This window comes from Streptomyces sp. NBC_00435, from assembly GCF_036014235.1.
GTDB lineage: Bacteria > Actinomycetota > Actinomycetes > Streptomycetales > Streptomycetaceae > Streptomyces.
In genome coordinates, this window is record NZ_CP107924.1 from 3392193 (window position 1) to 3416544 (window position 24352).

Below are 24352 nucleotides of genomic sequence, written 5' to 3' on the forward strand. Positions count from 1 at the left end.
CCGGACCGTCCCCGCTACCCCCGTCCGCCCGGCAGTACCGCCGAGACCCTGAAGCCGCCCTCGTCCGTCGGCCCGGACACGAACACCCCGCCCAGGCCCAGCACCCGCTCGCGCATCCCGACCAGGCCGTTCCCTCCGCTGGGCAGGCCCGGCTCGGCCGCCTGGCCGTCGCACGGCCCGTTCTCCACCTGCATGGCCACCTCGCCCTCCCGGTGCGCCAGCCGTACGACGACCCGCGCGCCCGGAGCGTGCTTGTGGCAGTTGGTCAGCGCCTCCTGCACCACCCGGTAGGCCGTCTGCTCCACCTCCGCCAGGTAGGCCAGGTACTCGCCGCGCACATCGAGCTCCACGGCCATCCCGGCCGCCCGCGACTGACCGACGAGCGTCTCCAGCTCACCCAGCGTCGGCCCGTCCTCGAAGGTACCCACGAGGGCCACCGCGGTCGCCGGGGCGACCCGCTTGGGCGTCCCCGCCCGCAGGACGCCGAGCATCTCCCGCAGTTCCGTCAGCGCCTGGCGGCCCATGTCACCCACCAGTGCGGCGTTCTTCACGGCCTTCGCGGGGTCCTTGACGGCGATCGCCTGCAGCGCGGCCGCGTGCACCACCATCAGCGACACGCGGTGCGCGACGACGTCGTGCATCTCGCGGGCGATCCGGGTCCGTTCCTCCGTACGGGCCCACTCGGCCCGTTCCTCCGCCCGGTCCGCGAGCAGCGACAGCTCCCGCTCCAGCGAGGCCGCGCGCTCCTGCAGGCTCTCCATCAGCCGCCTGCGGGCCGCCGTGTACAGCCCGAGCAGTACCGGCGGCACGGTCAGCGCCACCGCCACGAACACGGACAGCAGGACGACGAGGGTGTGGCCGGCCTCCTCGTCCCCGCGGGTGCGCAGGTACATCACCACGTAGGTCGCGGCCAGTGACATCGCGGTCAGCGTCGCGGTGATCCGCCGGGGCACCTCGGAGGTGGCGAGCGTGTACAGCCCGACCACGCCGAGCAGGAAGCCCATGGCGGCGGGCGACACGGCGATCCCCACCAGCACCACGGCGACCGGCCAGCGCCTTCGCAGCAGGAGCACGGCCCCGACCGCGAACCCGAACAGCACCCCCGCCGGGACCGGGATCCCGGCCTCGTGCGCGAACCCCACGCCCTCCACGGCGCACTCGACGGCGGACACCGCCCCGAGCCCCACGTCCAGCACGGCCGAACGGCGCCGTTCCCACCACAGGGGCCCGTCCCGCCCGGCCCCCGCATCGCCCTGCTCTTCCCCCGTACTGGTCATGCGGTCCAGCCTACGCAGCCGTCGCGCTCCCCTCACGAAGCGCGGGAACGTGGGCGACACGCACCGGGGTTGCCTCGTGGTCCACGTCCCCGGAGGCTCGCATTCGTACCGTCGCATTCAGGGCGCCCGGTGCGGCATAGTAGGTGCCGTCGGCTCGACCAAGAGGGCATAATGTCCGGTTAAGTCGATGAAGATCCCCTGTGGTGTAATTGGCAGCACTGAGGCTTTTGGTGCCTTATGTTCGGGTTCGAGTCCTGACAGGGGAGCCTTGCCGGTCCGGGTCCTGACGGTCACCGTCAGGACCCGCCCTCGTTTAGAGCCTTAAACCCACCGGTATCCTTCACGGGTCCACCACCCGAAGCCGAAGGGCACACCCGTGAGCGCCAACCGCCCGGCAGCCGTCGTCGTACTCGCAGCGGGTGAAGGCACCCGCATGAAGTCGGCCACACCCAAGGTCCTGCACGAGATCAGCGGGCGCTCGCTCGTCGGTCACGTCGTCGCCGCCTCCCGCGAGCTGGACCCGGCCCACCTCGTCGTCGTCGTCGGACACGCCCGCGAGCAGGTCACCGCGCACCTCGCCGCCATCGACGCCGACGTCCGCACCGCGGTCCAGTACGAGCAGAACGGCACCGGTCACGCCGTCCGGATGGCCCTCGAGGAGCTCGGCGACCGGCCGGCCGGCACCGTGGTCGTCGTCTGTGGCGACACCCCGCTGCTGACCGGCGAGACCCTGGCCGGGCTGACGGCGACGCACGAGGCCGACGGCAACGCCGTCACCGTGCTGACCGCCGAGGTCCCCGACTCCACCGGCTACGGCCGCATCGTGCGCGACGCCGGCACCGGAGCCGTCACCGCGATCGTGGAGCACAAGGACGCCACCGAGGCCCAGCGCGCGATCCGCGAGATCAACTCCGGTGTCTTCGCCTTCGACGGCGCCCTGCTCGCGGACGCCCTCGGCAAGGTCCGCACCGACAACAGCCAGGGCGAGGAGTACCTCACCGACGTGCTCGGCATCCTGCGCGAGGCCGGCCACCGCGTCGGCGCGGCCGTGGGCGCCGACCACCGGCAGATCCTCGGGATCAACAACCGGGTCCAGCTCGCCGAGGCCCGCGCGCTGCTGAACGCGCGTCTGCTGGAGCGCGCCATGCTCGCCGGTGTGACGATCGTCGACCCGGCCAGCACGCTCGTCGACGTGACGGTGACTTTCGGCCAGGACGCGATCGTCCACCCCGGCACCCAGCTGCTCGGCACCACGCACGTCGCCGAGGAGGCCGAGGTCGGCCCCAACACCCGCCTGAAGGACACGCACGTGGGTGCGCGCGCCCGGGTGGACAACACGGTGGCGGACACCGCCGTCGTGGGCGAGGCCGCGAGCGTCGGCCCCTTCGCGTACCTGCGTCCGGGCACGAACCTGGGGCCGAAGGCCAAGGCCGGAACGTACGTGGAGATGAAGAACGCGACGATCGGCGAGGGCACCAAGGTCCCGCACCTCTCCTACGTCGGCGACGCGACGATCGGCGAGTACACGAACATCGGCGCGGCCAGCGTGTTCGTGAACTACGACGGTGAGCACAAGCACCACACGACCGTCGGCTCACACTGCAAGACGGGTTCGGACAACATGTTTGTGGCTCCCGTCACCATCGGGGACGGCGCCTACACGGCCGCCGGATCCGTGATCACGAAGGACGTGCCGCCCGGCGCACTGGCCGTGGCCCGTGGCCAGCAGCGGAATATCGAGGGCTGGGTGGCCCGCAAGCGTCCGGGAAGTGCCGCCGCGGCAGCGGCTCAGTCGGTGGTCCGCGAGGACTCCGGCGAACGCTGAGGTGAACTGACCGGAAACGGCTGCGCCCGAGACGGCGTACCGTGATAGGTGCACGCAATTCGGCTGGCTCACCGTGTGCGGGACGGACGCACATGGGGGCGAGCAGCTTTCCCACGTCTGAGGAGACAGTGCTGTGACCGGGATCAAGACGACCGGCGAGAAGAAGCTGATGCTCTTCTCCGGCCGCGCCCACCCCGAGCTGGCCGAGGAGGTCGCGCACCAGCTCGGTGTCGGCCTCGTGCCGACCAAGGCTTTCGACTTCGCGAACGGCGAGATCTACGTCCGCTTCCAGGAGTCTGCTCGTGGCGCGGACTGCTTCCTGATCCAGAGCCACACGGCTCCGATCAACAAGTGGATCATGGAACAGCTGATCATGATCGACGCGCTCAAGCGCGCGTCGGCACGCTCCATCACCGTGATCGTCCCGTCCTACGGGTACGCCCGCCAGGACAAGAAGCACAAGGGCCGCGAGCCGATCTCGGCGCGTCTGGTCGCGGACCTGCTGAAGACCGCGGGTGCCGACCGCATCCTCACGGTCGATCTGCACACGGACCAGATCCAGGGCTTCTTCGACGGCCCGGTCGACCACCTCTCGGCCCTCTCGGTCCTCGCGGACTACGTCGGCGCCAAGGTCGACCGCTCCAAGCTGACCATCGTCTCCCCGGACGCCGGCCGCGTGCGCGTCGCCGACCGCTGGTGCGACCGCCTGGACGCCCCGCTGGCGATCGTCCACAAGCGCCGCGACAAGGACGTCGCCAACCAGGTGACCGTCCACGAGGTCGTCGGTGAGGTCAAGGGCCGCGTCTGCGTCCTGGTCGACGACATGATCGACACGGGTGGCACCATCTGCGCCGCCGCCGACGCGCTCTTCGCGCACGGCGCGGAGGACGTCATCGTGACGGCCACGCACGGCATCCTGTCGGGCCCGGCCGCCGACCGCCTGAAGAACTCCAAGGTCAGCGAGTTCGTGTTCACGAACACCCTGCCGGACCCGTCCGACCTGGAGCTCGACAAGATCACGGTGCTGTCCATCGCCCCGATGATCGCCCGCGCGGTGCGCGAGGTCTTCGAGGACGGTTCGGTCACCAGCCTGTTCGAAGAGCAGCAGTAGCAGTCCCAGCAGAGATCGTTTTGGGTACGGCCTCCCTCCCCGGGTACACTCCTCGAGTTGCTCGGCGAGGGAGGCCGTACCTGTTTCCGACAGGTACCGGATGCTCCGTTATCGACGCGCTCTTCGTAGCAGGCCGTGTTCCGGCCGGGTGACTGTCGTCCATTTCCGTCACCCCACGAGGAGTGAGCATGTCCGAGATCAAGCTTGCCGCGCAGGTCCGTGAGAACTTCGGCAAGGGCTCTGCCCGCCAGGCCCGTCGTGACGCCCTGACCCCCGCGGTCATCTACGGCCACGGCACCGACCCGAAGCACGTCAACGTCGACGCCCACGCCCTGCAGCTGGCACTCCGCACCCCGAACGTCCTGCTCTCCCTGGACATCGCGGGCGGCGGCACCGAGCTGGTCATCCCGAAGGCCGTGCAGAAGCACCCGCTGAAGCGTTCGATCTCCCACGTCGACTTCCTGATCGTCAAGAAGGGCGAAAAGGTCACCGTCGACGTCGCGATCGTCACCGAGGGCGAGCTGGCCCCGGGTGGCAACATGCTGGAGACCCTCCAGAACACCATCTCCGTCGAGGCCGAGGCCACGCACATCCCGACCGAGGTCACCGTGTCCATCGCGGGCCTGGAGGCCGGTGCCACCATCACCGCCTCTGACCTGGTCCTGCCGGCCGGCACCACCCTGGCCGTCGACGGCGACATCGCCGTCCTGCAGGTCATCGGCGCGCAGGCCGAGGAGCCGGCCGCCGAGGCCGCGGGCACCGAGGCCTGAGCCTCGCCCCTCCCCCTCAGCACTTGCTGAACGACCGCCGTCCGGCTCCACTGGAGCGGGACGGCGGTCGTCTTCGTATAAGGAGCTTTTGATGTCGGACGACGCGGCGCCCTGGCTGATCGTGGGCCTCGGGAATCCGGGTGCGGAGTACGCGGGCAACCGCCACAACATCGGTTTCATGGTGGCCGACCTGCTCGCGGAGCGGATGCGCGGCAAGTTCAAGGCGCACAAGGCCCGCGCGCATGTGGTCGAGGGCCGCATGGGCCCGCCGGGACCCGCGAACCGGCGCGTGGTGCTGGCCAAGCCCATGTCGTTCATGAACCTGTCCGGCGGCCCCGTGACGGCGTTGCGGGACTTCTACAAGGTGCCGCTGGACCGGATCGTCGCGGTCCACGACGAGCTGGACATCGACTACCCGACGCTGCGGCTGAAGCTGGGCGGCGGGGACAACGGCCACAACGGGCTGAAGTCGATGACGAAGTCGATGGGACCGGACTACCACCGGGTGCGCTGCGGCATCGGCCGCCCGCCCGGCCGGATGCAGGTCGCGGACTTCGTGCTGAAGGACTTCTCCTCCACCGAGCGCAAGGAGCTGGACTGGTTCGTCGACCGGTCGGCGGACGCCGTGGAGTGCCTGATCCAGGAGGGCCTGGAGCGCGCGCAGTCCGCGTACAACAGCTAGCACTGCCGAGGGGCCCGCGCACCAGTGGTGCGCGGGCCCCTCGGGTGTGTGCCGTCAGCCGGTGTTGCGCAGACCCGCCGCGACGCCGTTGACGGTCAGCAGCAGGGCCCGGGACAGCAGCGGGTCCGCCTCCTCGCCCCGCTCGGCGGCCGCGCGCTGGCGGGCCAGCAGGGAGACCTGGAGGTAGGAGATCGGGTCCAGGTACGCGTCACGGACCGAGAAGGTCTGCTGGAGGACCGGGTTGGAGTCGAGGAGCCGCTCGCCCCCGGTGATCCGCAGGACCTCGCGGACGGTGAGCTCGTGCTCGGCCTCGATGCGGGCGAAGACGTGCTTCAGCTCGTCGGGCACGAGGGTGTCGACGTAGTGGCGGGCGATCCGCAGGTCCGTCTTGGCCAGCGTCATCTCGACGTTGGAGAGGAAGTTGCGGAAGAAGTGCCAGCGCTCGCCCATCTCGGCCAGCGCGCTGCCCTGGCCGGCCTCGCGCAGGGCCTTCAGGCCCGAGCCGACCCCGTACCAGCCGGGGACGATCTGACGGGACTGGGTCCAGCCGAAGACCCACGGGATGGCGCGCAGGCCGTCGAGGCCCGCGCCCGAGTCGGGGCGGCGCGAGGGACGCGAACCCAGGTGCAGGTCGGCGAGCTGGTCCACGGGGGTGGCGGCGAAGAAGTACGCCGGCAGGTCCGGGTCCTCGACGAGCTCCCGGTACGCGTTGTGCGCGGCGTCCGAGACGGTGTCCATGGCCGCGTCCCAGCGGGCCAGGTCCTCGTCGGACTGGCGCGGGGCGGTGTGCAGGGCGGAGGCCTGGAGGGTGGCCGCGACGGTCAGCTCCAGGTTCTCGCGGGCCAGCGAGGGGACGAGGTACTTGTCGGAGATGACCTCGCCCTGCTCGGTCACCTTGATCTCGCCCTCCAGCGTGCCCCAGGGCTGCGCGAGGATCGCGTCGTGCGAGGGGCCGCCGCCGCGGCCGACGGTGCCGCCACGGCCGTGGAAGAGGCGCAGGCGTACGCCGTAGCGGTGGGCCACGTCGCGCAGCCGGCGCTGGGCGCGGTGGATCTCCCACTGGGAAGTGGTGATGCCGCCGAACTTCGAGGAGTCGGAGTAGCCGAGCATGACCTCCTGGACGTCACCGCGCAGCGAGACGAGACGCCGGTAGGAGGGGTCGGCGAGCATCTCGTCGAGGATGACGTCGGCGGCCTTGAGCTCGTCGGTGGTCTCCAGGAGCGGCACGATGCCGATCTTGGCCCAGCCGCCGTGCAGGTCGATCAGGCCGGCCTCGCGGGCGAGGACGGCGGCGGCGAAGACGTCGTCGGCGCCCTGGCACATCGAGATGATGTAGGACTCGATGACCTCGGGGCCGAACTTCTCGAAGGCGTCCTTGATCGCACCGAACACACCGAGGGTCTTCTGCCCGGCCGCGTCGAGCGGGGCCGGGGTGGGTGCCAGCGGGCGGCGCGAGCGCAGCTCCTTCGCCAGCAGCTTGCCGCGGTACTCGCGCGGCATGTCGGCGTAGCGCCAGGACTCCTCGCCGAGCCGGTCGAAGAGCTGGCCCAGCGCGTGGTGGTGCGCGTCCGCGTGCTCGCGCACGTCCATGGTGGCGAGCTGGAGGCCGAAGGCGGCCAGGGTGCGGATGGTGCGGTCCATGCGGCCGTCGGCGAAGAGCGCGCCGCGGTGTTCGCGCAGGGAGGTCTGGATGAGGGTGAGGTCGGTGAGCAGCTCGGCGGTGCCGAGGTAGTCGCGGCCTTCCTCGTGGGGGGTGCCCTTGGCGAGCCGCTCCCGGGTGTTGACGAGCTTCTGCCGGATGCAGGTGGCCTTGAGGCGGTACGGCTCCTCGGCGTTCAGCCGCTTGTAGCGCGGGCTGATCTCGGGGAGGCGCTCCAGGTCGACCTGGAGGGAGGAGAGGAGCTCCTCGGTGACGCCGGTGTAGCGGATGGAGTTCGACAGCAGTCCGCGCAGGAAGTCGACGAGTTCCAGGGCGTCGGTGATGCCGTGCTCGTGCTGGAGGATCAGCACGTCCCGGGTCACGTCGGGCGTGACGTTAGGGTTGCCGTCGCGGTCGCCGCCGATCCAGGTGCCGAAGGTGAGCGGGCGGGTGCCGGCCGGGATCTCGATGCCGACGCGCTGGAGCTCGGCGGCGAGGTCCTCGAGGACGTCGCCGACGGCGCCGGCGTGCAGCTCGTCGAGGTAGTAGATGGCGTTGCGGGCCTCGTCGGCGGGTTCGGGGCGGACCACGCGCAGCTCGTCGGTCTGCCAGACGAGGTCGATGTTCTCGGCGAGGCGCAGGTCGTGGCGGCGGCGTTCACCGGCACCCGAGACGGGCTCCTCGAGGAGCGCGGCGATGCGGCGCAGCTTGTTGAGGACGCTGCGGCGGGCCGCCTCGGTGGGGTGCGCGGTGAAGACGGGCCGGACGTTGAGGTTCTTGACCGTCTCGCGCAGGTGCTCGGGGTCGGCGTCCTTGAGCATGTCGGCCGTGCGGGCCAGCAGCCCGCCCTCGGCGGCGCGGTGGGCGCGCAGCTCCTTGCCGCGGTGCACCTGCTCGGTGACGTTGGCGAGGTGGAAGTAGGTGGAGAAGGCGCGCACCAGCTTGGCGGCGGTCTCCAGGTCGGTGTCACCGAGCAACTCGGCGGCGGCGACGCCGTCGGTGCGGGTGAGTGCCCGGACGCGTTCGACCAGGTCGAGGAGGTCTTGGCCCTCCTGGCGTACGAGGGTCTCGCCGAGGAGGTCGCCGAGGCGGCGGATGTCCGCGCGCAGCTCGGCGTTGGCCGCGGCGATGGCGACGGCGTTGGTCGAGTGGGCCTGGTCGGCACTGCTCACAGGTGCGGCTCCTTGCAGTGTTTCGAGCGCTACTGGGAGGTGGGCCCCGGATACGCGCGGTGGTGCCCCTCCGGACTTGGTCCGCAGGCGCCGCCGCTCCTGATGCGCAGCTCGGGCTGCCCGTGCGGACCGCGCTGTCCGACGACACCAGGATAGGTGGCCCGTCCTGGTGCCCAGGCCGGTGTGTCATCAGGCGGGACGGCCGGGGAGTCCGCGCGGGCCGATGGGCCCCGCCGCGCCGGGGTCCGGGGGCAGGGTGGCGGGCGCGCTCCCCTTGCCGCCCGCAGGACCTTTGCCATACTTACGTTGCCGTAGGTTACGCATCCGTAGGGAGCGTGGCCGGGCGGCGCGCCTGCCGACTCCTCACCCTCAGGGGACACACCTATGACCATCAGTCCCGACGTGATCGAGGACGCCTCGGCGCCTTCCGACGCGTTCGCCTCGCCCGCCACCCGGGGCGGTGAGAGCAAGCGGTCCGTCGAGCAGATCGCCCTGCTGCTGTTCATCACGTTCCCCTTCCTCGCACTGCTGGCGGCGGTTCCGCTGGCCTGGGGCTGGGGGGTGAGCTGGCTGGACCTGGGCCTGATGGTGTTCATGTACTTCCTGGCCTGCCACGGGATCACCATCGGGTTCCACCGCTACTTCACGCACGGTTCCTTCAAGGCGAAGCGGCCGCTGCGCATCGTCCTGGCGATCATGGGGTCGATGGCGGTCGAGGGGCCGCTGGTGCGCTGGGTGGCCGACCACCGCAAGCATCACAAGTACTCCGACCACGAGGGCGACCCGCATTCGCCGTGGCGGTTCGGCGAGACGGTGCCGGCCCTGATGAAGGGCCTGTGGTGGGCGCACATCGGGTGGCTCTTCGACGAGGAGCAGACCAACCAGCAGAAGTACGCCCCCGACCTGATCAAGGACCCGGCGATCCGCCGCATCTCGCGCGACTTCGTCTTCTGGACGATCCTCTCGCTGGCGATCCCGCCGGTCGTGGGCGGCCTGGTGACGATGTCGTGGTGGGGCGCGTTCACGGCGTTCTTCTGGGGTTCGCTGGTCCGGGTCGCGCTGCTGCACCACGTGACGTGGTCGATCAACTCGATCTGCCACGCGGTCGGCAAGCGCCCCTTCAAGTCGCGCGACCGGTCCGGCAACGTGTGGTGGCTGGCCGTGCTGTCCTGCGGCGAGTCCTGGCACAACCTGCACCACGCCGACCCGACCTCGGCCCGGCACGGAGTCCTGCGCGGCCAGGTCGACTCCAGCGCGCGGCTGATCCGCTGGTTCGAACAGCTGGGATGGGCGTCCGACGTGCGCTGGCCGTCCGAGGCCCGCATCGACGCCCGGCGCAAGGAAGAAGCGTCGAACGCGGCATGATGGGGGGCGTGGGAAACGACGGCAGCAGTTCCAGCAGCGACAAGCCCAGGCGCAGCCGCCGGGTCCGGATGACGGGCGCCGAACGGCGCCAGCAACTGCTGGACATCGGCCGCATCCTGTTCGCCGAGAAGGGGTTCGAGGGCACGTCGGTGGAGGAGATCGCGGCGAAGGCCGGAGTCTCCAAGCCGGTGGTGTACGAGCACTTCGGCGGCAAGGAGGGCCTCTACGCGGTCGTCGTGGACCGGGAGATGCGCCAGCTGCTGGACGGGGTGACGGGCGCGCTGACGGCCGGGCACCCCCGGGAGCTGCTGGAGCAGGCGGCGTTCGCGCTGCTGGACTACATCGAGAACTACACGGACGGTTTCCGGATCCTGGTCCGGGACTCCCCGGTCGCCCAGTCGACGGGCACCTTCGCCTCGCTGATCAGTGACATCGCCACGCAGGTCGAGGACATCCTGGGCCTGGAGTTCAAGGCCCGCGGATTCGACCCGAAGCTGGCCCCGCTGTACGCGCAGGCGCTGGTCGGGATGGTCGCGCTGACCGGGCAGTGGTGGCTGGAGACGCGCCGACCGAAGAAGGCGGAGGTCGCGGCGCACCTGGTGAACCTGGCCTGGCACGGGCTGGAGAACCTGGAGGCGAAGCCGCGGCTGGTGGGCCACCGCAAGAGCTGACGCCCCCCGGCGCCAATCGCGTACGTACGACGGCGCCCCGTCACCGCGGTCGCGGTGACGGGGCGCCGTCGTGTGCGGGGGCCGGCTCAGGCCCCCTGCGGGCCCTGCCTCTCCAGGAACTCCAGCCGGTTGCCCACCGGATCCTCGGAGGAGAAGCGGCGGTGTCCCGGCAGGTCGTCGTCCCAGACCACCTCGGCTCCGCGCTCCTCCAGTCTGCTCGCGTAGGCCTCGATGCCGTCGACCCTGAGCCCCGGATGCGCCTTGCGGGCCGGGCGGAAGTCCTCCTCGATGCCCAGGTGGAGCTGGACGGGCCCGGCGGCGAACCAGCAGCCGCCGCGCGCCGCGAGCACCGGCGGCTTGGGGATCTCCGTCATGCCGAGGACGCCGGTGTAGTACGCGCGGAGCCGGTCCTCCGAGCCCGGTGGCGCGGCGAGCTGGACGTGGTCGACCGCGGCAAGCACGGTCAGACCTCCTTGCGGGCGACGGCGAAGATCCGCCGGAAGGGGAAGACGGTGCCGCGCGGCCCCGGCGGGTAGGCCTCGAGCAGCAGGGCGCGGTATTCGGCGAGGAAGGCCTCGGCGGCTTCGTGGTCGTCGGCCAGGGCGGTGAGCACGGGCCGCAGGGCGGTGCCCTTGACCCAGTCCAGCACCGGGTCCGGCCCTTCGAGCAACTGGTAGTACGTGGTCTCCCACACGTCGGCGGCGCAGCCGAGCTCGGTGAACCGCTCCAGGTATCCGGCCGGTTCGAGCAGGTGGATGTAGCGCGCCCCGTGGCCGGCGAGCCGGTCCCGCCAGCGCGGGGCGTCGCACAGCTCGGCGAGGATCGCGTGGCTGGGGGCGGTGAAGTTGCCGGGGATCTGGAAGGCGAAGGTGCCGCCGGGGCGCAGTCCGTTGATCCAGGGGGCGAAGGATCCGGGGTGGCCGGGGACCCACTGGAAGGCGGCGTTGGAGACGATCAGGTCGTACGGCTCCTCCGGGAGCCAGTCGGCGAGGTCCGCGCGGTGGAAGTCGAGCAGGCCGCCGCCGCTGGTGGGGCCGGCGTACTCGGCGCTCGCGCGCTGGAGCATCTCCGGGGAGAGGTCGTAACCGGTGATGTGGGCCTCGGGCCAGCGCTCCGAGATGAGCGCGGTGACGTTGCCGGGGCCGCAGCCGAGGTCGGCGATGCGGGCGGGCCGGGAGGGGAGTTCTGGTATCCGGGTCAGGAGGTCGAGAAAGGGCCTGGCGCGGTGTCCGGCGTGCCGGAGGTACTGCTGTGGATCCCACGTGGGTGCGGCGGGTGTGGTGGTCGACGCCGGAACCCTGGCCGGCACGGTATCGGAATGCATGTTCGAGCCTCCCTGCTGGTGGTGCGTGGGGAACGGAAGCTTCTCCGGCACGTCCATGCCCCACGTGGCGCAAAATATATCTCGACATCAAGATATATGGTGTCGAGATACTTGATTTGAAGAGACTTCACGTCGACAGACCCTTTACACTGATCGGCATGGAGGACGAGGTCGACCGACTGGTTGCGGCATGGCGACGAGAACGCCCTGACCTCGACGTGGAACCACTCGAGGTGCTCAGCCGCGTCAGCAGGCTCGCGCGCCACCTCGACCGCGCCCGCAGGCTCGCCTTCTCCGAGCACGGCCTGGAGCCGTGGGAGTTCGACGTCCTGACCTCGCTGCGGCGGGCCGGTGCGCCCTACCAGCTCTCCCCCGGCCAATTGCTGACCCAGACCCTGGTCACCTCGGGGACCATGACCAACCGCATCGACCGGCTCGCCAAGAAGGGCCTCGTCGAGCGACTGCCGGACCCCAACGACCGTCGCGGGGTACTGGTTCGGCTGAGCCGCGAGGGCCGTGACCGCGCGGACCAGGCGCTCGCCGGACTGCTGGCCCAGGAACGCGCGATCCTGGCCCAGCTGTCGCGTACCGAGCGTGGCGATCTCGCGGCCCTGCTACGCCAGTTGACCGCTCCGTTCGACAACGTCCCCGGCTAGTCCCTGCCCCGGCAGTCCGGGCAGGTCCGCGGGCCGTACGCCGGCCCGCCGGGCCAGGGCGACCGCCGCGAGCGTGGAGTGCACGCCGAGCTTGCCCAGCACGTTCTGCATGTGGGTGCGCACCGTGTGCGGGGAGAGGAACAGCCGCGCGGCCACGTCCTTGCGGCCCAGCCCCGCCACCATGCAGCGCAGCACCTCGTGCTCGCGCGGCGTGAGGGACTCCACGAGCCGTTCGCTGTCCGTACGGTGCTTCCGCGCGGCGGTCAGTTCCCGGAGCACTCCGGTGAGCAGCGCGGGCGGAAGGTGGGTCTCCTCGCGCAGGACGCCGCGGATGACGGCCAGCAGCCGCGAGAGCGAACAGTCCTTGGCCACCCAGCCCGAGGCGCCGGCCTGGAGTGCCAGGGCGGCCCGGCGCGGGTCGTCGCGCTCGGCGAGCACGACCGTACGGACCCCGGGGTGGGACACGCGTACGCCTGCCACCAGCGCGATCCCGTCGGAGGCGCTCGGTGGCCCGGAGCCGGACTCCCGCTGGGCCGGTACTCCCGCGACGGCGGCGGTGAGGTCGGCGTCGACCAGCAGGACGTCGAAGCGGCGGCCCTCGGCCACCGCGCGTTCGAGGCAGCGCAGCGCGGCGGGGCCACTGCCGGCCGCGGAGACGTCCACGTCCGGTTCGGCCGCGAGCGCGGCGGCGAGAGATTCGGCGAAGATGCGGTGATCGTCGACCACGAGTACCCGGATACGAACCACAAAACCCCCAAGGGTCGGGGAACGGACGACTGCGGGTACGGCGCCCGGACCGGGTGATCCGCAGGCGCCTCGGCCGCCGCCGTGACATCTCTGCACTACCCCGGACCGGACGTCGTACCCGACTTGTCTCGACCCCTGAATCAACACCGGCCCCCACCGGTGTCACGCATCAGCGTAGGGCCGGGGGCGACCGGCGGTTGGCCGAATAGCAGAAGTTTTTCGAGCGATTTTCCGGCGAGGCGCTCCTGACGGGGCTTGACGGTGGCTTGAAATCGACGGTTCTCCGCCCCAGTTGGTCTTGTTCGGGCCCATCGTGTGCCGCGGGCAGTTGCACACGGTGTATTTCACCCGGCGTGCGCACGCCGGGCGCCCGCGCGAAGCGCCCGGCGACGGCGCACCCCGAACGCACGCGCGCCCCCGCCCTGTCCGGGCGGGGGCGTGCGTGCGGGGCGCAGGCCCGGTCAGCCGCGGCGGGCGCGGGTGAAGTTCCAGGCGTCCGTCACGATGCCCGTGAGGTCCGAGCGGACCGGGGTCCAGCCGAGGCGCTCGTGGGCCGTGCGGGCGGAGGCGACGAGGGTGGCCGGGTCACCGGCCCGGCGCGGGGCGACGACCTCGGGGATCTCCTTTCCGGTGACCTTGCGGACCGTCTCGATGACCTCGCGGACCGAGAATCCGTTGCCGTTGCCGAGGTTGCAGATGAGGTGCTCCCCCTCGGTGGCGACACGCAGCGCGGCCAGGTGGGCCTGCGCCAGGTCGGCGACGTGGATGTAGTCCCGTACGCAGGTGCCGTCCGGGGTCGGGTAGTCCTCCCCGAACACCGAGATCGACTCCCGCTCGCCGAGTGCCACCTGCAGCACCAGCGGGATCAGGTGCGTCTCGGGGTCGTGCAGCTCACCGAACTCCCCGTACGCCCCGGCCACGTTGAAGTAGCGCAGCGACACCGCCGCGAGGCCGTGCGCGACGCACTCCCCCGCGATCATGTGGTCGACGGCCAGCTTCGAGGCCCCGTACGGGTTGGTGGGGGCGGTCACCGAGGATTCGGTCAGCGGCCCGTCGGCCGGCTCCCCGTAGGTGGCCGCGGTGGAGGAGAACACCAGTCGGCGCACGCCGGCCCCGCGCATCGCGGCCAGCAGGGCCAGGGTGCCGCCTACGTTGTTCTCCCAGTACTTGCCCGGGTTCACCACGGACTCGCCTACCTGCGAGGAGGCGGCGAAGTGCAGGACCCCGTCGTACGAGGGGTCCAGGTACTGGGCGGCATCCTGGATGCGGCCCTCGATGAACGCGGCCCCGGCCGGCACGCCGGAACGGAAGCCGGTGGAAAGGTCGTCGAGGACGGTGACCTCGTGGCCCGCCTCCAGGAGATGGGCCGCGACCACGCCGCCCACGTATCCGGCGCCGCCGGTGACAAGGTATTTGGAAGTCGCCGTCTTGCTCACGTGTCCTACTGCCTCTCGCGGGGAAACGCACGCACCGCGCGCGTGCTGGTATCCGGCATACCCGAATACGCCCCGCCGGGGAAATCCTCGGGCCCGATCAGGGCCAGGCAGCACCGGACGGCGGCAGTCCGGCCCGGTCCAGCAACCCGGTACGGGCGGCCAGCGCGGCCGCCTCCAGCCGAGAGCCCACGCCCAGTTTCATCAGCACCCGCTGCACGTGCGTGCGCGCGGTGCTCGGCGCGATGGCCATGCCGGCGGCGATGAGCCGGGTGTCCTCGCCCTCGGCGACCCGGACCAGCACCTCCACCTCGCGCGGGGTGAGCAGCCTCAGCAGCCGGGTGCCCTCGTCGTCGGGCTGGGCGGCCGGGTTGAGCAGCTCCGCGAAGGCCCCCTGCAGCAGCTGCGGCGCGATGGCCACCTCCCCCGCCCTGGCCTTGGCCAGGGCCCGCTCCACGCCCTCGATGCGCTCGTCGTGACGTACGTACCCCGAGGCGCCGGCGGCGAACGCGGCCGCGATGCCGCGCGGGCTCGGTACCGGGCCCAGGACGACCACGGCGATCTGCGGGCGCTCCCGCTTGATCCGGACGACCGGCTCGAAGACCCCCGGTTCGGCGGGCGTCGCCGTACCCAGCAGGCAGACCTCGGGGGACCGGCTGATGACCAGCTCGGCGGCGCCCGCGGCAGGAGCGGCCGCGGCGAGGACCCGGTGGCCGCGCAGTTTCAGGGCCGAGGCGAGCGCCTCGGCCAGTAGCCGGTGCTCGTCGACCACCATGACCCGTACGCCCATTGAGGCACCCCACCCCCCACCCTTCTGACCCGGCAAGCTACACGCTTGTTCGACGGCGCGGTGCGGATACCGCGCAGAAGCCCCCGGAAGGAAGGACCTTCCGGGGGCTTCGGGCGTTCTGCGCGGGTGCGGTGGCGGATCAGCCCGTCGTGAAGGAGACGAAGGTGTAGTACGGGTCGGTGGCCACCGAGGACTTGCTGCTCACGTTGTCACGGGCGATGAAGAGCCTCCCGTTTCCGTAGCGGTACTCGGCGGCGTACGGCACGTACTGGGTCTCGGCGCGCTGCGACTCCTTCGTCGCCGGGTTCTGCATGAGCAGGGTTTCCTTCATCGTCCTGCCGTCGATGGAGACGACCTGGCCGCCGCCGTCGTAGGGCGGGATCTTGTAGGCGATGAGGTTCGACCCGTCCATGCGCAGCGGGATCATCGTGAAGCGCTCGCCGGCGTCCGCGCGGTCGGTGGTCTGCTTGCCGGTCTCCAGGTCGAAGGAGACGATCTCGTTGGTGCGGCCGTACTCGGACGTGCCCTTGTGCTCCTCGGTCGGCAGGTAGAGCTTGCCGTTGCCGACGATCATGTGCACGCAGGTCTCGACCTCGGTGGCCCCGCACTTGGGCCCGTAGTTGCCCGAGGTGAGTGGGATGCGCGCCTTCAGCTGGCCCGCGTCGTCGACGACGAAGAGGTCGCTGACGCCCGTGGCGTTCTTGGCGGTGCTGTTGACGTTCGCCGCGACGATCAGCGGCTTGCTGGAGACGATCTGGGCGAAGTCCAGACCGGCGGGAAGCTTGTAGGAGGACTTCTGCGCGCCCGAGACCGGGTCGAGGCTCTGCGCGAGCATCGAGTAGTTCGGGTGCTGGCCGCACCGGCGGATCACGGCGAGGGCCGGTCCGCCCGCGTAGCCGAGGTCCTCGCAGTTGTCCGCGTCGGTCTTGGGCGACCACAGGGGCTTGCCGTCGGTGAGGTTCCAGGCGGCGCCGCCGTCGAGGCCGCCCGCGGCGACGGTCTGGCCGCTGACGGTGATCTCGTTGAAGTTGACCGGCTTGTCGCCGCCGGTCTGGGACTTGGCGGAGGCCTTCCACAGCAGCTTGCCGGTGTTCAGGTCGATGACGCCGACCTGGTTGCACGGCTGGTACTTCTTCTCGGCGGTCGGCAGGGTCGCGTCGAAGAGGATCGCGGTCTTGTCCTCGGAGGCGAAGCGGCTGGCCCCGCAGAGGTTGGCGCCCAGCGGGGTCTCCCACTTCTTGGCGCCGTCGCTCACGTTGTAGCCGACGACCTTGCCCGCGTCCGACTTCACGTACGTGGTGTCGGTCAGCCAGGAGCCCGGGATCTGGACGATGTCGTCCGAGACCGGCATCGGGACGTTGACCAGTGTCTTCGACTTGGTCTTGGCCGGTACCTTCTCGGAACCGCCGCCGCCCTGCCCCTTGTCGCCGCCGGGGCTCGCGCTGCCGTCGGCCACGGGCTGCTTGTCGGAGCCCTCGCCGTCGCCGGACACGTACCAGAAGCCGCCACCGACGATGAGGACGATGGCCAGCAGGGCCGCGCCCACGATCATGAGCTGGGTGCGCACGTCGTTGCCGCCGGCGCCGCCCGGTCCGGGGACCGCCGGGCTCTGGGCCGCGTACATGGGCGTGGTGACGGGCTGCTGCGGGTGGCCGTAGGCCTCCTGCGGGTACCCGTACGCGGCCGGCCCGGCGGGAGCGCCGGGCTGGCCCTGGGGAACCGCGGGCGGCGCCGCCGGGACGGTCGGCGGCTGGGCCGGCGGGGGCGGGGGGCCGGCCGGCTTGGCGGGCACCACCGGTGGGGGCGTGCCGAAACCGCCCGGCGGGGGGTTCTGGGGCGCGCCGAACCCGCCCGGCGGGGGGTCCTGCGGCGCACCGAACCCGCCGGACGGCGGCTGGCTGGGGGGCGGCGGGGTACTCATCGGTGCTACTGCCTCTCGGTGGGCGGCTCGGCGGACTTCTCGTGCTCGGGGCGGTCGCTCACTTGCCGAAGACCATCAGGAACTTCTCGTCCTTGTTCTGGGCCTGCAGGTGGGAAGCGGAGACGAAGAGCCGGCCGTTCACGTAGTCCACCCGCGGGGAGAGGAAGGAGCTCTCCACCGGGGCGGCGGCGCCGGACGGGTTGCGCAGGACCGCGGTGGGCGTACCACCGGCGGCCGGGATCGTGAGGACCTCGCCGCCCTTCTCGCTCTCCGCCTCGCGGTAGACGACCAGCTGGCCGCCAGCCGCCTTGAGCGGGCTGAAGGTGCGGCCCTCGCCCGCCGGGGTGCGCCACTTCTCCTTGCCGGTGGCCAGGTCGAACGCGACGATCTCGTTCGGCTTGCCGATGTCGGCCTTGGTGGGCAGGTAGAGGGTGTTCGCGTCGACCAGGGAGGATCCGCAGCTCTGGATCGAGCGGTCGAAGAGGCCGCCGCAGCCGACCGGGAAACTGCCCTCGCCGGAGACCGTGGTGCGCTGCTTGCCGTCGGGCCCGAGGACCACGATGGAGCGCTGCTTCTTCTCGGTGTCGCCGAGGTCGAGGACGATCGGGTCCAGCGAGTAGACGCTCTTGACCTGGAAGCCCTTGGGCACCTTGTAGATCCAGGTGCTCTTGCCGGTGGCCGGGTCGGCGTCCATGACCTCGATGGTCTTGTCGGCGTCCAGGCAGGTGGCGATGGCGAGCATCTTGCCGTTCAGGGCCACGAAGTCGCTGGGCTGGCAGCCCTCGTCCCGCTTGTTGTCGAAGAGCTTGTCCCCGGTGCTCACCTTGAAGGCACTGGTGGTGCCCATGCGGTTGACGGCGACGGTGTCCCCGGTGAGGGCGAGGTCGGGGGCGGAGATGATGTCGAAGAGGCCTTCCTTCGGCACCTCGTGCGACCATCCCTCCTTGCCTGCCTTGAGGTCGATCATCCGCATCTGGTTGCAGTTGGCGCCGTTGGTCTCGCCGTCCTTGTACATGACCACGGTCTTGCCGTCCGCGTTCCGGTCGGTGACCCCGCAGATCACGGTGGGGAGAGTGAGGCTCCACTTCTCCTTGCCGTCCGCGACCCCGTAGCCGGTGACCGTCTTCCAGAGGGTCTTGACGAGGGTGTCGCCGACGATCCACTGGCCCTTGGAATCGACTCCCGAGCCGGGGCCGTCGATCTTGCTGGTCTTGAACCAGAGGACCTTGTCCTCGCCCTGCTTGCGGCCGGCGTTGAGGTCTTCCTGGTCGTCGCCGCCGTTGCCGCTGCCGTCGCCCTTGTCCACGGAGGCGGAGGGCGAGGCCTTGTCGTCGCTGGGCGACGAGGACTCCTGGGCGACGGGGTCCTTGTCCTTGTCCCCGTTCCCGCCGAAGGCGAACCAGCCGCCGGCACCGAGGACGAGCACACCGGCGACGGCCGCCGCGATCACCACGGCGAGCTTCTTCCTCGGCTTGGCGGGCGGCCCCGGCGGCATGCCGGGGGCGCCGGGCGGCATGTTCGGGGGCGGCGGCGGAAAACCGTACCCCCCGGGCGGCTGCTGACCGTACGGGCCCTGGGGCTGCTGGGGCTGGGGCTGCTGCGCGTACGGGCCCTGCGGCTGCTGCTGCGGCTGCTGGGCGTACGGGTTCTCGCCCTGCGGCGGGAAACCGTAGCCGGGCTGCGGCGGTCCGGGCAGGTGCCCGTAACCGGAAGGAGTCGGCGGCTGGTTCGGCGGCTCGGGCGGCTCGGTCATCAGCGCATACCTTCGGCTTCGGGTGTCGGAGGATGCTCTTTCTATCACTGACGGCCCGGCCAGCGCCGGGCCGGTCCACCCCCTGTTCCCAAGGGAGGACCGGCCCGTGATGCCGCCGTTATCCGGCCAGTTGGGGCGACGACCCGGCGGAACTCACGCCTCCTCGGCGAGCTCCAGCCAGCGCATCTCCAACTCGTCCCGGTCCGAGATGAGTTCCCGCAGCTCGGCGTCGAGCTTGGCGACCTTGTCGAAGTCGGTGGAGTTCTCGGCGATCTGGGCGTGCAGATTGCTCTCCCGGTCCGACATCTTGTTGAGCTGGCGCTCGATCTTCTGCAGTTCCTTCTTCGCGGCCCGCGCGTCCCCGGAGGCCGAGGACTTACCGGCGGCGGCCGCCGCCGGCGCCGGGGAGGCCGCCTCGATCATCTTCTGGCGGCGCTCCAGGTACTCGTCCAGGCCGCGCGGCAGCATCCGCAGGCTCGCGTCGCCGAGCAGGGCCATCACCGTGTCGGTGGTGCGCTCGATGAAGAACCGGTCGTGCGAGATCACGATCATCGACCCGGGCCAGCCGTCTAGGAGGTCCTCCAGCTGGGTCAGGGTCTCGATGTCGAGGTCGTTGGTGGGCTCGTCGAGGAAGAGGACGTTGGGCTCGTCCATCAGCAGGCGCAGGATCTGCAGCCGGCGCCGCTCACCACCGGAGAGGTCGCCGACGGGCGTCCACTGCTTCTCCTTGGTGAAACCGAACTGCTCGCACAGCTGGCCCGCCGTCATCTCGCGGCCCTGGCCGAGGTCGACCCGGTCGCGAACGCGCTGCACGGCCTCCAGGACCCGCAGGGAGGGGTCGAGTTCGCCGACCTCCTGGGAGAGGTAGGCCAGCTTGACCGTCTTGCCGACGGTCACCGTGCCGGCGGCCGGCTGGACGTCGCCCTGGGTGCGGGCGGCCTCACCGAGGGCGCGCAGCAGGGAGGTCTTGCCGGCGCCGTTGACGCCGACGAGGCCGACGCGGTCGCCGGGGCCCAGGTGCCAGGTGAGGTGCTTGAGGAGGGTCTTGGGGCCGGCCTGGACGGTCACGTCCTCCAGGTCGAACACCGTCTTGCCGAGCCGGGCGTTGGCGAACTTCATCAGCGCGGACTTGTCGCGCGGCGGCGGCACGTCGGCGATCAGCTCGTTGGCGGCCTCGATGCGGTAGCGCGGCTTGGAGGTACGGGCCGGGGCGCCGCGGCGCAGCCAGGCGAGCTCCTTGCGCATCAGGTTCTGCCGCTTGGACTCCTCCGTCGCGGCGATGCGGTCGCGCTCGGCGCGGGCGAAGACGTAGTCGCTGTAGCCGCCCTCGTACTCGTGGACGTCACCGCGCTGCACGTCCCACATGCGGGTGCAGACCTGGTCGAGGAACCACCGGTCGTGCGTGACGCAGACGAGCGCGGAGCGGCGCTCCTGCAGGTGCTTGGCCAGCCAGGAGATGCCCTCGACGTCCAGGTGGTTGGTGGGCTCGTCGAGTACGAGGAGGTCCTGGTCGGCGATGAGCAGCTGGGCCAGCGCGATGCGGCGGCGCTCGCCACCGGAGAGCGGGCCGATGACGGTGTCCAGGCCCTGGCCGAAGCCGGGCAGGTCGAGGCCGCCGAACAGCCCGGTCAGCACGTCACGGATCTTGGAGTTGCCGGCCCACTCGTGGTCGGCCATGTCGCCGATGATCTCGTGCCGGACGGTGGCCTTGGGGTCCAGCGAGTCGTGCTGGGTGAGGACGCCCATGCGCAGGCCGCTGTTCTGGGTGACCCGGCCGGTGTCGGGCTCCTCCAGCTTGGCGAGCATGCGGATGAGGGTGGTCTTGCCGTCGCCGTTGCGGCCGACGACACCGATCCGGTCCCCCTCCGATACGCCGAGGGAGATGCCGTCGAGCAGGGTACGGGTGCCGTACACCTTGCTGACTGCCTCGACATTGACCAGGTTGACGGCCATCAGGAGCGCTCCAGGGAAGGGGTGTGGATCAGCCCCCCAGCCTAACCCTCCGCGAAGTGCCGGACCGTTCCACCAGCAGCCACCCGCCGAGCGCCATGCCGATCGCGGCGGGAGCGGTGACCGGGAGCGCGATCAGGGTGGCGCTGTGGCCTTCCAGGAGCCCGCCGAGACCGGTCGTGGAGAGACCGAGGACGCCGAGGAGACAGAGCGCGGTGCCCAGGGCGGCGCGGGCGCCCGAGCCGGGGCGCCCGCTGCTCGCACGGCTCGCGGCGGGCGCTTCGAAACGCCGGAAGCCCGCGACGAGTACGCAGGTCAGCGCGGCGGCGGCGAGGAACCTGACCGGGACCTGGGCCCACCAGGCCGGGCCCGCGGGCTCGGGCAGCCGGATGCCGAGGGCGAGCTGGGCGGCGTAGACGGCGAGCATCGCGGTGAGGTGCCAGAGGAAGGCGGTCATGGCGACCCCGGTGGCGGCGACCACGCGCCGCCAGACGCGGGGCCGGGCCAGCCACGCGGTCGCGGGGGCCTTGAGCAGTTCGACGGCGCCGACCAGCCAGATCCCGTGGGCGAGCAGGGCGAGGGTGGGCGGGGCCATGTTGGAGACCTTCTCGCCGGGCATCCCGACCATGGACAGCGGGTACGGACCGTACGCCACGAGCAGGACGGCCCCGGCGAGTCCGGCCGCGGCCAGGGCGCCGGGGCGGCGGATGCGGCCGTCGGCACGCAGGAAGCCGAGCTGGTGGACGGCGAGCCAGACGAAGGCGAAGTTCAGGAACTCGGCGTACGGGACGCCTCCGGCGAACCGCAGCAGGTCCACGGCGGCGGCCGCCGCGGCCAGCGCCCCGAAGGCGGCCCAGCCGTGGCGCTCGTGGAGCCTGAGCAGCGGCGGGGTCAGGGCGACCATCGCGAGGTAGATCCCGATGAACCACAGCGGCTGCGTGACCAGTCGCAGCGCGGCCCCGGACAGCCGCCCGCCGCCGGCGCCGAGCAGCTGCGCGGTGAGCGCGGCGGCGGTCCAGACGGCGACGAAGACGAGGGTGGGCCGCAGCAGCCGCTGGAGGCGGGCCCGCAGGAAGGCGGCGTAGACGGGGCCGTCGGTGCGGCGGGCGAGGGAACGGTACGAGAGCGCGTGCGAGAAGCCCCCGACGAAGAAGAACACCGGCATGACCTGCAGGGCCCAGGTGAGCACCTGGAGCGGTGGCACGATCGCGAGCAGGTTCCCGATGCCGTCGCGGCTGACGGCGGCCATCAGCCAGTGCCCGGCGATGACGGTCCCGAGCGAGGCGACCCGGAGCAGGTCGACGTAGCGGTCCCGCGCGGCGGGGGTGGCGGCGGCGATGTCCCTAGCGGTGGCTCCCATGCCCCCACGCTCCCGCGCGGCCCGCGCCCGGAACAGGGCGCGCCTACTCACTCCGCCCTAGGTAGCCACGCCCTCGCCCCCGCCCGCAGACGGCTGGAGGCAGGTCGCGCCAGGGGCCGGGCCCGTGGCCAGGTGGGTGCTGCGGCAGGTGGCGGAGGCGTCCAGCGCGGCCGCCACCTTCGCCGCGGACTCCGCGTCGCGGACCAGGAAGGCCGTCGTGGGACCCGAGCCGGAGACCAGCGCGGCCAGCGCCCCGGCTCCGGTGCCCGCGGCCAGCGTGTCGGCCAGGGACGGCCGCAGCGAGAGGGCCGCGGGCTGGAGCCCGTTGGCCAGGGTGGCGGCCAGCGCGTCCGGGTCACCCGCGGCCAGGGCCGCGAGGAGCGCCGGGGAGGCCTCCGGAGCGGGGACCTCCACCTCCGCGGTGAGGCGGTCGAACTCCCGGAAGACAGCGGGAGTGGAGAGGCCGCCCTCGGCCACCGCGAAGACCCAGTGGAAGGTCCCCGCCTCCACCGGGGTCAGGATCTCCCCGCGCCCGGTACCCAGTGCGGCCCCGCCGACCAGGCTGAACGGCACGTCGCTGCCCAGCTCCGCGCAGAGGGAGAGGAGCTCCTCGACCGGGGTCCGCAGACCCCACAGCGCATCGCACGCGAGCAGGGCCGCCGCTCCGTCCGCGCTGCCGCCCGCCATGCCGCCCGCCACCGGGATGCGCTTCTCGATGTGCAGGTGGACGGAGGGGGCCAGGCCGTTGCGGGCCGCCAGCAGCTCCGCCGCCCGCGCGGCCAGGTTCGTACGGTCCAGCGGGACCTGGTCCGCGTCCGGGCCCGCGCAGGTCACCGTCAGGGACTCGGCGGGGGTCGCGGTGACCTCGTCGTAGAGGGAGACCGCGAGGAAGACGTTCGCCAGGTCGTGGAAGCCGTCGGGACGCGCCGCGCCCACCGCCAGCTGGACGTTGACCTTCGCGGGGACCCGTACGGTCACGCAGGTGACAGCGGAGCTCACAGCGCGGGCCTCTCCGCCGCCGGCTTGTGCTCGGCGATCGCCGCGAACTCCTCGACCGTCAGGGACTCGCCGCGGGCCTGCGGGGACACCCCGGCGGCGACCAGCGCCGCCTCGGCTCCCGCCGCCGACCCGGCCCAGCCGGACAGCGCCGCGCGCAGGGTCTTGCGGCGCTGCGCGAAGGCCGCGTCGACGACCGCGAAGACCTCGGCCTGGGAGGCGGTGGTCTTCACCGGCTCGGCCCGGCGCACCAGCGAGACCAGCCCGGAGTCGACGTTCGGCGCGGGCCAGAACACGTTGCGGCCGATGGAGCCGGCCCGCTTGACGTCCGCGTACCAGTTGGCCTTGACCGAGGGGACTCCGTAGACCTTGTTGCCGGGCTTGGCCGCGAGCCGGTCGGCGACCTCGGCCTGCACCATGACGAGCGTCCGCTCGATGCTCGGGAAGCGGCTGAGCATGGTGAGCAGGACCGGCACGGCCACGTTGTACGGAAGGTTCGCGACGAGCGCGGTCGGCGGCGGGCCGGGCAGCTCCTTCACCAGCATCGCGTCGGAGTGGACCAGCGCGAAGCGGTCCTTGCGCTCCGGCATCCGCGCCTCGATGGTCGCGGGCAGCGCGGCGGCCAGGATGTCGTCGATCTCGACGGCGACGACCCGGTCGGCGGCTTCCAGCAGCGCGAGCGTCAGCGAGCCCAGTCCGGGACCGACCTCGACGACCACGTCGTCCGGCCGGACCTCGGCGGTGCGCACGATGCGGCGCACCGTGTTGGCGTCGATGACGAAGTTCTGGCCCTTCTGCTTCGTCGGCCGTACGCCGAGGACGGCGGCCAGCTCCCGGATGTCGGCCGCGCCGAGGAGGGCCGAGGTCTCGGGCGCGGAGGCCGCGGGTGCGGAGGTCTCCGGCGCGGAGG

At 71.6% G+C, this 24352-nt stretch carries 20 protein-coding genes and 1 tRNA gene; 8 read left to right on the plus strand and 13 right to left on the minus strand.

Features of this window, described 5'->3' with window-relative positions:
• Window positions 1-14: 14 nt before the first annotated feature.
• Window positions 15-1277: a sensor histidine kinase gene (locus tag OG389_RS15495; protein WP_328299070.1), complete on the minus strand. Its 1263-nt coding sequence runs from the start codon at window positions 1275-1277 to the stop codon at window positions 15-17.
• A 194-nt stretch (window positions 1278-1471) separates the two neighbouring features.
• Between OG389_RS15495 and OG389_RS15500 the strand changes: the two genes are divergently transcribed.
• From OG389_RS15500 to pth, 5 genes are all read left to right on the plus strand, one after another.
• Window positions 1472-1543, plus strand: a tRNA-Gln gene (locus OG389_RS15500).
• A 110-nt stretch (window positions 1544-1653) separates the two neighbouring features.
• Window positions 1654-3102 carry a bifunctional UDP-N-acetylglucosamine diphosphorylase/glucosamine-1-phosphate N-acetyltransferase GlmU gene (gene glmU, locus OG389_RS15505; RefSeq protein ID WP_328299071.1) on the plus strand — a complete coding sequence of 483 codons (1449 nt, stop codon included), beginning with the start codon at window positions 1654-1656 and terminating at the stop codon, window positions 3100-3102.
• Window positions 3103-3235: 133 nt separating this feature from the next.
• Entirely contained in the window at window positions 3236-4213 is a 978-nt protein-coding gene (locus OG389_RS15510; protein ID WP_112451977.1) for a ribose-phosphate diphosphokinase, read from the plus strand.
• A 188-nt stretch (window positions 4214-4401) separates the two neighbouring features.
• A complete protein-coding gene (locus OG389_RS15515; protein ID WP_328299072.1) occupies window positions 4402-4983 on the plus strand; it encodes a 50S ribosomal protein L25/general stress protein Ctc in 582 nt (193 codons plus the stop codon).
• 91 nt (window positions 4984-5074) lie between these two features.
• A complete protein-coding gene (gene pth, locus OG389_RS15520; RefSeq protein ID WP_328299073.1) occupies window positions 5075-5665 on the plus strand; it encodes an aminoacyl-tRNA hydrolase in 591 nt (196 codons plus the stop codon).
• 54 nt (window positions 5666-5719) lie between these two features.
• On the opposite strand, the gene ppc is transcribed toward pth, so the two are convergent.
• Window positions 5720-8476 (minus strand): phosphoenolpyruvate carboxylase, encoded by a 2757-nt coding sequence (gene ppc, locus OG389_RS15525; RefSeq protein ID WP_443059283.1) that lies wholly within the window; start codon window positions 8474-8476, stop codon window positions 5720-5722.
• A gap of 384 nt (window positions 8477-8860) precedes the next feature.
• Here ppc and OG389_RS15530 point away from each other — a divergent pair, with 384 nt between their 5' ends.
• Window positions 8861-9841 (plus strand): acyl-CoA desaturase, encoded by a 981-nt coding sequence (locus tag OG389_RS15530; protein WP_328299074.1) that lies wholly within the window; start codon window positions 8861-8863, stop codon window positions 9839-9841.
• A complete protein-coding gene (locus tag OG389_RS15535) occupies window positions 9841-10512 on the plus strand; it encodes a TetR/AcrR family transcriptional regulator (protein ID WP_328303814.1) in 672 nt (223 codons plus the stop codon). The genes OG389_RS15530 and OG389_RS15535 overlap by 1 nt, the downstream gene beginning before the upstream one ends.
• 86 nt (window positions 10513-10598) lie before the next feature.
• On the opposite strand, the gene OG389_RS15540 is transcribed toward OG389_RS15535, so the two are convergent.
• Complete coding sequence (locus tag OG389_RS15540; RefSeq protein ID WP_328299075.1) at window positions 10599-10973, minus strand: VOC family protein; 375 nt, start codon at window positions 10971-10973, stop codon at window positions 10599-10601.
• Between the two features lie 2 nt (window positions 10974-10975).
• Entirely contained in the window at window positions 10976-11836 is an 861-nt protein-coding gene (locus tag OG389_RS15545) for a trans-aconitate 2-methyltransferase (RefSeq protein ID WP_328299076.1), read from the minus strand.
• A gap of 158 nt (window positions 11837-11994) precedes the next feature.
• Between OG389_RS15545 and OG389_RS15550 the strand changes: the two genes are divergently transcribed.
• Entirely contained in the window at window positions 11995-12492 is a 498-nt protein-coding gene (locus OG389_RS15550) for a MarR family winged helix-turn-helix transcriptional regulator (protein WP_328299077.1), read from the plus strand.
• On the opposite strand, the gene OG389_RS15555 is transcribed toward OG389_RS15550, so the two are convergent.
• The 9 genes from OG389_RS15555 to rsmA form a co-directional block, all read right to left on the minus strand.
• On the minus strand, window positions 12451-13239 hold the full coding sequence (locus OG389_RS15555) for a response regulator transcription factor (protein WP_328299078.1): 789 nt from the start codon (window positions 13237-13239) through the stop codon (window positions 12451-12453). The genes OG389_RS15550 and OG389_RS15555 overlap by 42 nt on opposite strands.
• Before the next feature lie 461 nt (window positions 13240-13700).
• Entirely contained in the window at window positions 13701-14675 is a 975-nt protein-coding gene (gene galE / locus OG389_RS15560) for a UDP-glucose 4-epimerase GalE (RefSeq protein WP_328299079.1), read from the minus strand.
• Between the two features lie 97 nt (window positions 14676-14772).
• A complete protein-coding gene (locus OG389_RS15565; protein WP_328299080.1) occupies window positions 14773-15462 on the minus strand; it encodes a response regulator transcription factor in 690 nt (229 codons plus the stop codon).
• Between the two features lie 139 nt (window positions 15463-15601).
• Window positions 15602-17383 (minus strand): outer membrane protein assembly factor BamB family protein, encoded by a 1782-nt coding sequence (locus OG389_RS15570; protein WP_328299081.1) that lies wholly within the window; start codon window positions 17381-17383, stop codon window positions 15602-15604.
• 58 nt (window positions 17384-17441) lie between these two features.
• On the minus strand, window positions 17442-19136 hold the full coding sequence (locus OG389_RS15575) for an outer membrane protein assembly factor BamB family protein (protein WP_328299082.1): 1695 nt from the start codon (window positions 19134-19136) through the stop codon (window positions 17442-17444).
• A gap of 153 nt (window positions 19137-19289) precedes the next feature.
• The gene (locus tag OG389_RS15580; protein ID WP_328299083.1) at window positions 19290-21089 is read right to left on the minus strand and encodes an ABC-F family ATP-binding cassette domain-containing protein; all 1800 of its coding nucleotides are present in this window, start codon (window positions 21087-21089) and stop codon (window positions 19290-19292) included.
• 28 nt (window positions 21090-21117) lie between these two features.
• Window positions 21118-22446 carry an acyltransferase family protein gene (locus OG389_RS15585; protein WP_328299084.1) on the minus strand — a complete coding sequence of 443 codons (1329 nt, stop codon included), beginning with the start codon at window positions 22444-22446 and terminating at the stop codon, window positions 21118-21120.
• Window positions 22447-22503: 57 nt separating this feature from the next.
• On the minus strand, window positions 22504-23445 hold the full coding sequence (locus OG389_RS15590; protein ID WP_328299085.1) for a 4-(cytidine 5'-diphospho)-2-C-methyl-D-erythritol kinase: 942 nt from the start codon (window positions 23443-23445) through the stop codon (window positions 22504-22506).
• Window positions 23442-24281, minus strand: coding sequence for a 16S rRNA (adenine(1518)-N(6)/adenine(1519)-N(6))-dimethyltransferase RsmA (gene rsmA, locus OG389_RS15595; protein ID WP_328303816.1), 840 nt, complete (start codon window positions 24279-24281; stop codon window positions 23442-23444). The genes OG389_RS15590 and rsmA overlap by 4 nt, the downstream gene beginning before the upstream one ends.
• Window positions 24282-24352 lie beyond the last annotated feature (71 nt).